Source organism: Pseudovibrio sp. JE062, from assembly GCF_000156235.1.
In the GTDB taxonomy this organism is placed as follows: domain Bacteria; phylum Pseudomonadota; class Alphaproteobacteria; order Rhizobiales; family Stappiaceae; genus Pseudovibrio.
Map to the genome: position 1 here is coordinate 559,713 of NZ_DS996806.1, position 12,995 is coordinate 572,707.

General features: G+C 53.6%; 11 protein-coding genes. 3 read left to right on the forward strand and 8 right to left on the reverse strand.

All coding sequences use genetic code 11. From position 1 onward, the window contains the following. Nucleotides 1-26: 26 nt before the first annotated feature. Nucleotides 27-989 carry a transglycosylase SLT domain-containing protein gene (locus tag PJE062_RS06925; RefSeq protein WP_008547779.1) on the forward strand — a complete coding sequence of 321 codons (963 nt, stop codon included), beginning with the start codon at nt 27-29 and terminating at the stop codon, nt 987-989. A gap of 146 nt (nt 990-1,135) precedes the next feature. Next, complete coding sequence (locus tag PJE062_RS06930; protein WP_008547875.1) at nt 1,136-2,275, forward strand: DUF2336 domain-containing protein; 1,140 nt, start codon at nt 1,136-1,138, stop codon at nt 2,273-2,275. 20 nt (nt 2,276-2,295) lie between these two features. Here PJE062_RS06930 and PJE062_RS06935 read toward each other — a convergent pair whose 3' ends face one another. From PJE062_RS06935 to PJE062_RS06945, 3 genes are all read right to left on the reverse strand, one after another. Beyond that, a complete protein-coding gene (locus PJE062_RS06935; protein ID WP_008547517.1) occupies nt 2,296-2,811 on the reverse strand; it encodes an Hpt domain-containing protein in 516 nt (171 codons plus the stop codon). Nucleotides 2,812-2,958: 147 nt separating this feature from the next. Further along, complete coding sequence (locus tag PJE062_RS06940; protein ID WP_008547778.1) at nt 2,959-3,735, reverse strand: NAD kinase; 777 nt, start codon at nt 3,733-3,735, stop codon at nt 2,959-2,961. A gap of 445 nt (nt 3,736-4,180) precedes the next feature. Then, on the reverse strand, nt 4,181-5,323 hold the full coding sequence (locus PJE062_RS06945; RefSeq protein WP_008548011.1) for an anhydro-N-acetylmuramic acid kinase: 1,143 nt from the start codon (nt 5,321-5,323) through the stop codon (nt 4,181-4,183). Between the two features lie 467 nt (nt 5,324-5,790). Between PJE062_RS06945 and PJE062_RS06950 the strand changes: the two genes are divergently transcribed. After that, complete coding sequence (locus PJE062_RS06950) at nt 5,791-6,483, forward strand: OmpW family protein (RefSeq protein WP_008547960.1); 693 nt, start codon at nt 5,791-5,793, stop codon at nt 6,481-6,483. Between the two features lie 81 nt (nt 6,484-6,564). On the opposite strand, the gene PJE062_RS06955 is transcribed toward PJE062_RS06950, so the two are convergent. The 5 genes from PJE062_RS06955 to PJE062_RS06975 form a co-directional block, all read right to left on the reverse strand. Beyond that, nucleotides 6,565-7,653, reverse strand: coding sequence for an ABC transporter ATP-binding protein (locus PJE062_RS06955; RefSeq protein ID WP_008547446.1), 1,089 nt, complete (start codon nt 7,651-7,653; stop codon nt 6,565-6,567). Between the two features lie 14 nt (nt 7,654-7,667). After that, a complete protein-coding gene (locus PJE062_RS06960; protein WP_008548054.1) occupies nt 7,668-8,954 on the reverse strand; it encodes a trehalase family glycosidase in 1,287 nt (428 codons plus the stop codon). A 39-nt stretch (nt 8,955-8,993) separates the two neighbouring features. Next, nucleotides 8,994-10,223, reverse strand: coding sequence for a carbohydrate ABC transporter permease (locus PJE062_RS06965; RefSeq protein WP_008548134.1), 1,230 nt, complete (start codon nt 10,221-10,223; stop codon nt 8,994-8,996). After that, nucleotides 10,220-11,551: a carbohydrate ABC transporter permease gene (locus PJE062_RS06970; RefSeq protein WP_008547584.1), complete on the reverse strand. Its 1,332-nt coding sequence runs from the start codon at nt 11,549-11,551 to the stop codon at nt 10,220-10,222. Before PJE062_RS06970 ends, PJE062_RS06965 begins: the two co-directional genes overlap by 4 nt. Nucleotides 11,552-11,642: 91 nt before the next feature. Beyond that, nucleotides 11,643-12,992, reverse strand: coding sequence for an ABC transporter substrate-binding protein (locus PJE062_RS06975; RefSeq protein ID WP_008547546.1), 1,350 nt, complete (start codon nt 12,990-12,992; stop codon nt 11,643-11,645). Nucleotides 12,993-12,995 lie beyond the last annotated feature (3 nt).

A 12,995-nucleotide genomic window follows, 5' to 3' on the forward strand; every position in this document is an offset into this window, starting at 1 on the left:
AATGGTATTATAGGGGGCAGATTCTAGTGAAGGTTGCAGGCGATCCTTCCATAGCTGGGCGTATTGAGTTGGCTTTTCAAAAGGCCAGTTCCAAAACGGGTACGTCCTTTGATTTCCTGCTGCAAGCTGCTGCCCGTGAATCCTCCTTTGATCCCAATGCCAAAGCCAAGACGTCTTCTGCGTCCGGCCTTTTTCAGTTTATCGAGTCGACCTGGCTTGAAACTCTCAAGAAAAATGGTGAGGAACTGGGACTTGGAGACTATGCCCAGCACATTCGCGTGGATGGTAGCGGCAAGTACCGGGTGGATAACAAACACCTGAAGCAACAGCTGTTGGACCTTCGTCATGATCCGGAGATTTCATCTCTGGTTGCTGGTGCGTTGGCGAAAGATAATGCATCCGGGCTTTCTTCAAATCTTGGGCGTGATCCATCGGCTGGTGAGTTGTATCTGGCGCACTTCCTAGGTGTGAACGGCAGTTTGCGTTTGCTGAATGCGGTAGAGGATCGTCCTCAGCATCCAGCGGCTGATCTGTTTCCCTTGCAGGCTCGGGCCAACAAAGCAGTCTTTTACAGCAGGGACGGGCAACCTCGTTCGGTGAGTGACGTTCATGATCGGTTGGTCGGTCAGTTTAACGAGACCATCGCCGGCGCTGAACGTCCTGCTGTTGGTCTGCGCAAAGGGCCGATTACCAAGCCTATTGATAGCCACCGCGTTGAAAGCCGTATTCTGACGGCGTGGCGGGCGACGACTGTCGACAAAAATGAAGCACCATTCCAGTCCTTGTTCCGGACTGATGAAGCAGCTGCTGTGACGGCCTCTAAAGCTGTCAGTGAGACGAAGCGGTCTGGTGTGGAAGTGCAAGAATCCATCAGCCAGCAGTTTGTCGCACCTAAACCTGTTGCGCGTCCTTCCGGGTCTCCTCTGGACCTGACGAAATTTCTCGCTCCAGCGCAAACCAGCGGAAAGTCCTTAAGTAAGAAGGTCTAGCCTCCTGTGATTTACAGGTGTGTCTTGGTGCTCTGATCTCTCAAAAAGCACGTTTTGCGAGAAACTGCAGGTGCGGTGAACGAAGCCTTAAGAATTATGATTAATTATTTCTACCCATAGTTGGTGGATACAGGTTTCCGAGTACCATGATTATCAAGAGTTTCCTGAATTGGGTGCAGTATGCGCCAAGTGGTAGTCGCGCACAGGCGGCTGGTGCTTTGGCACGTGCGTTCTTGTACTCTGACCTTGAAGGCTCTGAACACAGTGAAGCAGAAGCGGCTTTGACCTTCCTGCTTGATGATCGTGATGTTGCCGTTCGGGTCGCCCTTGCAGAAGCGTTTGGCGCTGCGAAGGTTGTGCCTGCACACATCATTTCTGCTTTGCTGGTGGATGAGGATGAAGTTGCTCTACCGTTACTTTCTGGTGCAACGGAAATTCCGGAGGGAGAGCTGGTTGATCTGGTTGCGACAGGGTCTGCAAGGCGCTGTGTGGCTGTGGCCAGTCGTCCTGATATCTCGGTAGGCTTGTCTGCTGCCATCTGTGAGGTTGCTTGTGAAGAGGCCTGTGCGGCTTTGTTGAGCAATGAGAAAGCTGAGCTGACTGCCAGCAGTATGGAGCGTATCGTTGCGCGGTTTGGTGAAAGCCGTGACGTTAAAGATGCTTTGATGTCGCGTGATGATGTTCCGCTGCAGATCCGCCATATGATGCTGCGTCGTTATACTGAAAGCCTTGGTGATCACCCACAGGTGCTGGGCGCGCGGAATATGCGTGCGCCTGAGCAGTTGGTTGCTGATGCACAGGACCGTTCGACGATTTCACTGGCCTGGAGCGCTTCTGACAAGGAGCTTCAGGGATTGGTAGAGCATTTGGTGGTGTCTGCTCAGATGACGAGCGTTCTGCTGCTGCGTGCTGCTGTAACTGGTTGTTTTAACTTGCTCACCAACTCTCTGTCGCGTCTGTCTGAGTATGATGAAGATCAGGTTTTCGATGCTCTGGCGACACCGTTCAGTCCTGCTCTGCGCCGGGTGCTTTCAGCAGCTGGTTTGCCGGATCGGACACATGCACTGTTTCAGGAGTGTATTGCCAGTTGGCAGCGGGTTGAGAACATGCAGATCGATCACTGGTCCAAGTCCCGTATCGTAGCGGGGGATCTGATTGCATTGGAAGATGAGCTGGGTATTGAGGATCTGGGTGATCTTCAGGATCTGCTGCATCGTCTTTCCAACGAGGCTGCTCGTGAAAGTGCGCGAACTCGTGTTGCTGAAATGCTGAGTGACGTTGCTTAAGCCACTCAGTTCGTTTCCGATTAGCTATCGATGAGCTGAGTGAGTGGTTCGCTGGCTTCTTCCAGACGTGAGACAAGCGCTACGCCGAGCTTGTTGGTATCATCGCGGGCGTCTTCTGAAATCATTGCATTGATCGCACTGACGTGTTGGGCGATGAGCTCTTTCGGGTAGGTGTCTTGCGCTTTGGCTGCGACGAGCAGGAGTGTCAGGTTGTTTGCGACGCGGCCGACTAGCGGAAAGCCCAGAGTTTCGGCCTGGCCTTTGATGTCGTGAGCGCAGCGGAACAGGCTGTCGTAGGTTTCTTCAGTAAAATCAGCATCTTGTGCTGCCTGGTTGGCTTCCTTCAGGCAGTCGACTTCTGAGCCCATCCAGCTTTCAAATTTATCTGAGAGCTTTTCAATCGCTTCTTCAGCTGCTTTGACCGGATCAAACTTGGCTGCTTCGATGGTCGACATCTTCCGGACTTTTTTGGAAAGGTCGTTGGGAACGCGGATGTGTTCCTGAGAAGATTTATCTGAACCAGTTGTAGAAGCCATTGTCCTGCGCAATTCCTGAGCCTGCATTGCTGTAGGCGCGATTATATTTCGAATTCGTAATAATATCTAACGGTTTTATGGGCAATCCCAACCCGACGTTGTCTCTAATAACATATTTGGCATGGGACTGCCATAAACGGGTGTGGTTCAGTACTTAAACATCTCTGAGAGGATACGTTCGTCCCAGCTGTGTTCATGATCGAACATTATGCAGCTTTCAGCGGTTGCGTCCTGATAGATGGTGGTGCTGATAACATTGCGGAACTCGCGGTGATCAGCTGCCGCGTTGACTGGGCGCTTATCCGCCTCAAGTGCCTCAATCTTCACGGTGTTCTGCGTAGAGAGCAGGGCGCCGCGCCAGCGTCTTGGGCGGAACGCGCTGATGGGTGTAAGTGCCATTAACGGCGAGTCAATCGGCAGGATCGGTCCATGGGCGGATAGGTTATAAGCCGTGCTGCCCTGGGGAGTAGAAATAATAATGCCATCGCAGGCCAGCTCTTCCATGCGCACGCGTCCATCAACGGAGACGCGCAGTTTGGCGGCCTGATGTGATTTGCGCAGGAAGGATACTTCATTGATTGCGCGAGCGGTGAACTCGTTGCCGTCTTTGTCGATCGCCTCGATGTTCAGAGGATGCAGAGGCGTTATCTCTGCTTTTTCAAGGCGTTCGACGAGATTTTCGGTGCGGTATTCGTTCATGAGGAAGCCGACTGAACCGCGATTCATGCCGTAGATAGGCATGCCGGTGTTCATAAACTTATGTAGACAAGAGAGCATAACTCCGTCGCCACCAAGCGCGACAATGACGTCTGCTTCATCTTGTGAGGCAGATCCATACATCTTTTCAAGAGCTTGGCGTGCAGCAAGTGCTTCTGGCGTGTCACTGGAAACAAAAGCGATGCGGTTGATAGTTCTTCTCTTCAAAGACGGCTCCTCCCTTGAAAAGGAGGTAGCATGACTTTCTGAAAATTCAAACTGCCTTTATGTCGCTTCTCGTCGGTTTGCCAAGGGATTAGGCGTTGCTGGCGTGATTTGCGCTGTCAAAAATACATAGATACTATAAGTATTGTGTTGTGTATTTGTGCAATACTACTTGTTTGTGTTCGAATAAACATCAAGGTACTGATTTGCAACAGTCTGTTTTTCAGTTGATCGGAGGGGTTTTTGTTAAAATAACTTTCGAGTATGTTGAATGTGTTGCAGATGGTTGAAATTCTCTCAAGATATCAATTATCTACAATGTTGCGACCAGAATATACTGCTTACCTTTTCTTATAGCTATTTGTAGCAGAGACCTTTTGAGCCTTAAGCAAGAGGTCGGTGGGAGCTTTTGCGCGGCGGCAGGAGCTCCCATCTTTTTATGTTCTGGTCACTTGGTTGTCTGGTGCGGTAGCGCTTTGGTACCGCCGGACATGGCGGTTGGAACGCCTGTGGTTCCCGGAAAACTGATCGGTAAATTGCGGTCGCATCTGGCGGCGAGGAAGGCGAAGCATTCTGCTTCCACGGCATCTCCTCGCCAGCCAAGTTCTTCTGCCTGCACGATTTTTACGTTCGCACGCGCTTCGATTTCCTTCAGAAGCTGTGGGTTTTTGCGTCCGCCGCCACAGGCGACCAAGCGAGCAGGGTGTTTTGGTAGCATGTCCAACCCTTTACCGACTGCACTTGCTGAGAAGGCGGTGAGTGTTGCTGCGCCGTCTTCCAGAGAGAGGCCGGTTGCCATGTCTTTGGTGAAGCTGTTGCGGTCGAGGGATTTGGGGAAGGCTTCTGTGAGATAGGGGTGTTTGAGGAGTGACTGGAGGCGGGTCTCGTCCACTTGTCCGCTGGCGGCGATGAGGCCGTCGCGGTCCATGTCACCGCGATTGTGTGAGCTGATCCAGTCGTTTATGGGGGCGTTGGCTGGGCCTGTGTCGAAAGCGATCAGGGTGTTATGCCCGTCCCACCAGGAGATGTTGCCAACGCCGCCGAGGTTCAGGATGGCCGTATCCGTTGGATCGTCCGAAAGGCCGGCGCTGCGCAGGAGGGCCTGATGGTAGATGGCGGCGAGGGGCGCGCCTTGACCACCGGCTTCGATATCCTGCGTTCTGAAGTCGTAAATGACTGGAATGCCGAGGCTATCGGCGATGATTTGCCCGTCGCCAAGCTGGCGTGTTGCGCCTTTCTGGCCATCTTTAGGACCGCGGTGCAGGACGGTTTGGCCGTGAAAACCGATTAACGCAATATTTTGCGTTGAAATGGAGTTTTTTGAAAGGAAATGTGAAATCGCGTGGGCCTGACCTTCACTCAGAGCCTTTTCCGCTCGTGAAAAAATTTCAGGTTCTTCGGCTGCGAAGTTCCAGTCCTGAGCTGCGGCCATGGCTTCGGCGATCAGCTGATTGGTTTCGGGGGGATAACTTGCCAGAGTATAGGGGCCGAACTCCTCGATGGTTTCGCCATCGGTTTTCAGCATGGCGATGTCGACGTTGCCGTCCATCACTGTTCCGGTCATGAGACCGATGCACCATTGCGCCGCCATTTATTCCCCCACTTCCCCACTCTGGTAGACTTAAATCAGTTCGCAGTTTGTGTTTTGCAGCAAGGAGGCAGGCCTTGCAATAGAACACGTGCGAAGCCTTCACTTCATAGCGGGTTCCGGTGTTCCTGACAAACTTGGAACACCGCAAAGTTGCAGGCTTCGGTTGAATGGAGGCGGTTGTCGATGGGGTTGTTTGGTAGTCTCGGTGCGCATTATACATCAATCATGGTGATTGGTTGTGGCTGGTTATTCACTACGCGTACTTGTTGGTGCTATTGAATTATGTTAAGTTTTATGACGAAAATGTCTATTTGAAATCTACTTTTCTGGGTTATTTATCCGTCAAAATTACTATTATAAATAGTACTTATATTATCAATGTTAGTTTGATGCATCTCAATGCTGCTCTGATCCACTCTCAATAATTGGAATAAGTGTAAAACTAACTTATGCAACTGGAGGTGGAGATGAGTTTGAAGAGGGTGATGGGCCTGATGGGGAGCGCAGCGCTTATGGCGTCTGCTGGTCAGGCTCTGGCAGCGGATATGCCTGTGCCACAGGAAGATATCGCTGCTGCGGCTGCATCGGAAAAAAGCCCTTGGCAGATCCGTGTGCGTGCTCTGGGTGTTGTTCCGATGGATGAAGGACATGTCAACGGGGTTGCAGGTTCTGATCTGTCATATTCGAGTACAGTGGTTCCGGAACTGGATATTACCTATTACTTCACTGACAACATTGCGGCTGAGTTGATTTTGGGGACTACTTGGTCAGATGTTGACGGTGACGGTAGCCTTCCAGGCATAGGTGTTAGTGATGTCGGGGAAACCTGGATCTTACCGCCAACACTTACTTTGCAGTACCACTTCACCAATTTTGGTAGTTTTAAGCCGTACATTGGCGCAGGTATCAACTACACAATTTTCTATAGTCAAGATGATGGAAAAGATTCCAAGAAGCTTGATATCGAAAATACATTCGGTGCAGCTCTTCAGGTTGGTTTCGACTATATGGTCGACGACCATTGGGGCGTAAACTTCGACGTCAAAAAACTGTTCCTTGAAGCAGATTACGATGTGACGTTGAACGATGATTCCAAAGTTTCAGGCACTGCTGAGCTTAATCCTTGGCTGATTGGTGCTGGTGTTACCTATCGCTTCTAAGGCTGTTTTAGCTGTTTAGAAAAAGTAAGGCTTGGATGTGTGAGCACCCAAGCCTTTTGTCTATCAGAACTGACTGTTGTTTCAGGCAGGTTCTGCTGCCTTCTCGCTGTTCACCCGCACAGCTTTGCCATCTGCGTCGAAGAAGTGGGTGAGAGCAGGGGCGAAGGAAAGACCGACCGTGTCGCCTGCGCTGTAGTGCTCCAGACCGGATAGTCTTACCAGAATGGTGCCGAGCCCTTTGGCGGCGACATAGATGAACAGATCTGCTCCCAGATATTCGACATGCTCCACCGTACCCGACACAGCGGCTTCTGCTGGTGGAACAACGCTGATGTGCTCCGGGCGGATGCCGAGTTTGACTGGTGTACCTTCGTTATCTCTGAAAGGTGAAGGCTGCTCGGAGAAGCCAGCAAGCGTGAAGGTATCGCTGCTGAACTCAACGGGCATGATGTTCATCTTTGGTGAGCCGATGAACTGCGCAACAAACAGGTTGTCCGGGTGCTCATAGAGCTCACGGGGAGAGCCGACCTGTTCGATACGGCCAGATTGCAGGACCACGATCTTGTCCGCCAGTGTCATCGCTTCCACCTGATCGTGGGTCACGTAGATCATGGTGGCATCCAGATTGCGGTGCAGTTTTGCAATCTCGAAACGCATTTCAACGCGCAGGGCTGCATCCAGATTGGAGAGCGGCTCATCAAACAGGAAGGCGGCTGGATCGCGGACAATGGACCGGCCAATGGCAACGCGCTGGCGCTGACCACCCGAGAGTGCCTTTGGACGGCGGTCCAGATACTCCTCCAGCTGAAGCACTTCAGCGGCCTTGTTGACCTTGGCTTCAATCTCAGCTTTTGGAGCGCCTGCTGTTTTCAGAGCAAAGCCCATGTTTTCGCGCACGCTCATGTGTGGGTAGAGCGCGTAGCTTTGGAACACCATGGAGAGCCCACGCCCGGACGGTGGCAGGGCGGTGACGTCCTTGCCATCAATGTGCACGCTGCCCCGGCTGGCTTCTTCCAGACCGGAGATCACGCGCAGAAGTGTGGACTTGCCACAGCCAGAGGGCCCAACAAAGATGACGAACTCACCGGGATTGATCTCAAGATCAATCCCTTTGATGACCTGAAGGTCACCAAACCATTTTTCGACACCCTCAAGGCGAATAGCTCCCATTATTCCGTTCCTCCTCAGGCTGCTTTAGCGGTCAGGCTTGGTGTGGCCCATGTGAGCCAGATGGCGGATGTCCAGGAGAAGGAGTTACCGCCAGCGCCTTCGCCGCTGATTGGATCAAAGTATTCTGCAAAATCGCTCTTTTCGATCAGCGCAACGGTGTCTGTGCGCAGACGTTCCGCGCGGGCGGTGTCGCCCAGTTCTGCAAAGCCGGTTGCGATCAGGTAGTTGATGATGCCCCAGACAGGACCACGCCAGTAGCGCATGCTTTCAAACAGCGGGTGATCTGGGTCGTAGCTTGGCATGGTGTAGTTGACCTTTGCCGCGATCCGGTCGAAATGCTCGCGTGTTGGGTTGATGTACTTCTCTTCGCGAATGCCTGCATATGGAGCAAGGAAAGATGCGCTGGAAATGCCATCGCCCAATACATCATTGCGCAGATCGTATGTGCAGAAGGCCTGCTTTTCTTCGTTCCAGAGTTTGGCGATGCCTTTTTCTGTGAGGGCAATCCAACCCTTCAGCTCTTCAGCTGCTTCGGTTTCGCCCAGTGCTTCAGCCATGGCCAGCAGGTCGCGGTCTGCACGCAGCAGGATAAAGGTGTTGCCTGGGTCAGCGACGAAGAACGGGCACTGTTCTGCGACGATCTTTGGGTCCCAGTTGTTGTCACGGCCAAATTTCACGATTGCCAGATAGCGGTCGTAGTCGATCTTCTTCGGGCGCATCTCCGGATTGACGTGGGATGTGTCTTTGCGGGTGTACTCACCAATCTCAGAGATATCGACGTGGCTTGCTGCGTTGTCCCAGTCTGGCAGGTTGTCACGACCAGATTCCCATGGGTGCATGATGGCGATGACGCCGTGGCCTTCCGGGTCACGATAGGTGTGGTACCAGCGGTGCCATGCCAGCAGTTTCGGGAAGAGGGACTTGATCTTCTCTTTACCGGCTGCGGATGTGTCCTGCTCAAACAAGCGGCGAACCACGGTTGCTGCCACTGGTGGCTGGGAGTGGCCGGAGGTTGGGATCTTCGGGTTTGTGGTGCCCCAGACGGATGGGCCGGGGAAGTAGCTTGGGTCATCCTTGCGGAAGATGATGTGCGGTACCATGCCGTCATCCCACTGGCCTTCGAAGAGAAGTTCAATCTCTTCCCATGCGCGGTTCATGTTGAACGTTGCAAAGCCGAGGGCGACGAATGCGCTGTCCCAGTTCCACTGGTAAGGGTAGAGACCTTTGGTCGGGATGGTATAGCCGCCAAGATCATTTTCCTTAAGGATGGAAATGGCCTGATTATCGAGTTGTGCGGACATGTTAGATACTCCGATGTTTTTTCTTTTTGACAGTGCCACTTAGCCTTTGACGCTACCTGCTGTGAGGCCTTGAACGAGGAACCGTTCGAACCACAGGAAGATACAAAGCACAGGGACTGTTGCGATGACCGCACCGGCCATCAAATGTTGACGTGGGACTTCTGAAGAGTTGAGGGACACAACACCGCGGGAGAGGGTGAAGATGTCCGGATCGTCCAGGAACATGAAGGCAAATAGGAACTCGTTCCACGCGATCATGAAGACGTAAAGAGAGACGGAGGCCAGCGCTGGCAGGGACAGCGGCAGGGTGATTTTGAGGATCACGCCCAGACGACTGAGACCATCCATGAGACCCGCTTCTTCCAGCTCTGCCGGCAGGCCTTTGAAGTAGCCTTGCAGCATATACAGGGCGACTGGAATGGTGGTTGCCGGATAGACGATGAGCAGACCCGTCAATGAGTTGCGCAAGCCCAGCTGAGAGAAGACAGCATAGAGAGGGATCACCAGAACAATCGCAGGCACCATGTAGATGAGCAGCACAGAGCGGGACATCCAGGAGCGACCCGGGAAGTTCAGGCGGGAGACGGCATAGGCGCCCGGAACTGAGAACAACAGGGTCAGGATGACGGTTGCCACTGAAACGATGGCAGAGACTGTCAGATAGGTGCCGAAGTTGAACTGGGTGAACAGCTCAATGTAAGAGCGGAACATTCCAGAGAGGCCGCCGGACAGGTCGATGGACAGATCCAGCGGATTGCCGAGCAGTTGCTGCTGGCTCTTCAGGCTGGTCATGACCATGACGTAGAACGGCAGAGCAACCATGACGGTGAAGATGACAAAGCCAAAGCCTTTTGCGACGCGCAGGAAGATGACTTCCTTCTCATATCGGGTGAGGCTGCCTTTTGGAGTGCCGGCCATGGTTTGGCGGTTTGCCCAGAAGGTGACGGCCACAAAGGAAACCAGTGCGATGAGTTGCCAGAGCGGCTCTACGGAGAGCGGCAGAGCGAAAGGTGCGCCGAAGGTTGCGGCCAGCAGGGTCAGCAGGATGATGGCAGCTGGGGCGTATTTCTGTCCGATGCTGGCGGTCTTACCTTCCCACAGATGGGTAAAGAGTGCGCCCAGCGCGGCGGCGAGGGTGGCGGCGCCCACTTGTGGGATGGCCAGCTCGCCGGTGATGAGTGTCAGGGTGACACCAATCACGATCATGGACAAAAAGCCCCAGACGGCTCCGCTTACAGCAGAAAGAACGTAGCTGTTCAGCAATCTCATAGTCCTTCCTCCTTGGTTGAGAAGCGGATGAACAAGGTGGCGAAGGTGACAAGAACAACAAAGACCACCACAGCAACAGCTGCACCGGCGCCCAGATTGGAGAGGGCAAAGCCTTGCTCATACACATCCACGGTCAGGGTGCGGGTTCCGGCATTGCCGCCTGTGAGCAGGAAGATGTCGTCGAACTTGTTGAAGGTCCAAATGAAGCGCAGCAGGAAGAGGACTGACAGGATGCCCATGAGCTGTGGCAGGGAAATGTACCAGAACTGCTGCAGTGGGGTTGCGCCATCCATTTCTGCGGCCTCATAAATGTCGGTTGAGACGGACTGCATGCGGGCCAGAATGAACAGGAAGGACAGCGGGAAGTACCGCCATGCTTCAAAGGCGATGACTGTTGAGAGCGCCAGTGGGAACTCGAAGGATGTTCCGAACAGATGCAGGTCGACTGCGCGCTGACCGAAGAAGTTCACCGGCTCTGCGAAGACACCCATCTTGGTGAGCAGGGCGTTCAAGGTTCCGGAGAAGGGATCCAGCAGCACGACCCAGGTGAAGGCGACGGCGATGACTGGAGACACATAAGGGAACAGGAAGAGCCCGCGCAGGATGCCTCTGCCTTTGAAGGAGGTGTTGAGGAGCTGTGCTGCAAATAGACCGAGGACCAGTGCGCCCACTGTGCCGAAGATGGTGTAGTAGAACGTGACACGCAGAACGCTCCAGAACTCATCGCTGTCAAACACACGGCGGAAATTGTCGAGCGTGAAGGTGCTGTTGGTGAGCACACTGTCAGCATTGCCGAATACAGCTGGTTTGCTGGCTTTTTCCGGCTTCTTCAGCGCAAGGTATTCATCGGAAACGGTGCCTGCGATGACGAGTTTTTCGCGGGCTTTGCCTTCAAGCATGCCGATGTTGCAGGTCAGGTTGATCCCAGTCAGAGAGCAGGCATCCGGCAGTTTTTGCGCGGTGAAACCGGGTGGGAGGATATCGGTAAAACCAGCGTCTGCGATGGAGTTTTTCTGGGAGGAGTTGCGGACACGGTACTCCAGCGTTGCCGGATCGCCTGCCTGTTGAGGCTTGCCTTTGACACGTTCGTTGATGAGAACTTTGGGGGCACGTAAGTCGCCCAGCTCCACGGGTTTGAAACTGATCCAGAAGTTGGCGACCAACGGTCCAAGAACAATTGCGAGGATGATCAGAAACGTGGGCGCCAGCATGGTGTAGGCGAGGCGGGCCTCCCGCTTTTGCATGGGGCCTGCGCCTTTGGGCGGCTGGCTTACGCTTTCACCTGCTGTGCTAACAGTTTTTCCGGCCTGATCGGCTATGGCGCTCATTGCGCTGTGCTCCTGATATCACTGTGGTTTTGGTGGTTTAAGGGCCCGCAGACCAATGGCCTGCGGGCTGGGATCACGGCGGCGTCAGGCCTTACTTGATCTTGGCAAGTTCCTGGTTGATCCGGGCGACCGCTTCTTCCGCAGAGAGTTCGTCATCAATGAACTCGCGGGTGTAGCGGTTGATAGCCATGGAGTTCAGGATCTTGGATGCAAGACTGAGCTGGCCTTCCTTCACCCCCCAACGGCTAGCCGTGTCCAAACCTTCAACAATCTGAGAGATTGTTTCTGCCGGATAGAGCTCTGTGAGCGGTGCTTTGCGGTCCACACCAACTGGCAGGGTTGCCCAGCCTTTGATGAAGGCTTCTTTGTCTTCCGCATTACCGCGGCGAACAGGGAACTTGCCTTCCGGTGCGATGGACAGGGTCGCCATGTAGCCTTCGTTCATGGAGTATTCCACGAACTGCTGTGCAGCTTCTGTGTCAGCATCGTTGGTGATGGAGAAGTAGCGAATGTCGCCCCATGCTGCGCCGGTCTTGTTGGATGGACCGGACAGAGTGGTTACAACGCCGGTTTTACCTGCCAGTTCCTTGGAGGTTGGGTCGTCGTTGATGGTTGGCGGTGCGCTGTCACGCAGACCAGCCAGCTCGTCCAGAATGAACGGAGACCAGATGATCATAGCTGCTTTGCCAGCGAAGTAGAGTTCGCGTGACTGTTTCCAGTAGAGGTCGCCTGGAGGAGATGCCTTTGCCAGTGCTTTATAGAAAGTCAGTGCTTCCGCAAGTTTCTTCTCGTCAAAGCCTTTGAAACCGTCTTTATCGACTGGGGTAGCACCGTTTGCCAGAAGCACATGTTCCAGAAGCTGGCTCATGAAGCTTTCGTCGATCTTTGTTGCAGCCACAAAGCCGAACTGCTCAGGCGGGTTGTGCAGCTTTTCGATGGCAGCAAGGATGGATGCGTAGGTGTTTGGAGCTTCCAGACCAGCAGCGTCAAACAGATCCTTGCGGTAGACGATCATCTGGGTCCAGCCATCAACCGGAACAGCTGCGTAGCCATCTGGCAGAGCGGCCATGTTCAGAGCGCCGGAAGCGAAGGTGCTTTCTTCCAGATCTTCGATGACTTCGGTTGCTGCATCTGTGTCGATGATGCCAGCTTCTGCCCATGGCAGAACGTGGATCAACGGATGATAGATCACGTCTGGCAGGTCGCCTGCTGCATAAGCGGCCGTTGCACGGGTGCCCATGTCTTTTTCAGTTACCGGAATAACGTTGACTTCAATGCCCGTTTTCTCGATAAACGCCTTCGCCATTGCCTCCTGCTTGGCGAGACGTGCAGGCTGTTCTTCTGTGGTCCAGAAGCGCAGTGCTTCAGCCTGTGCAGCGCTCATTGCAAATGCAAGCGTGCCGACGAGGGCTGTTGTCCTTAGAATGTTCCTCCCGAACATAAT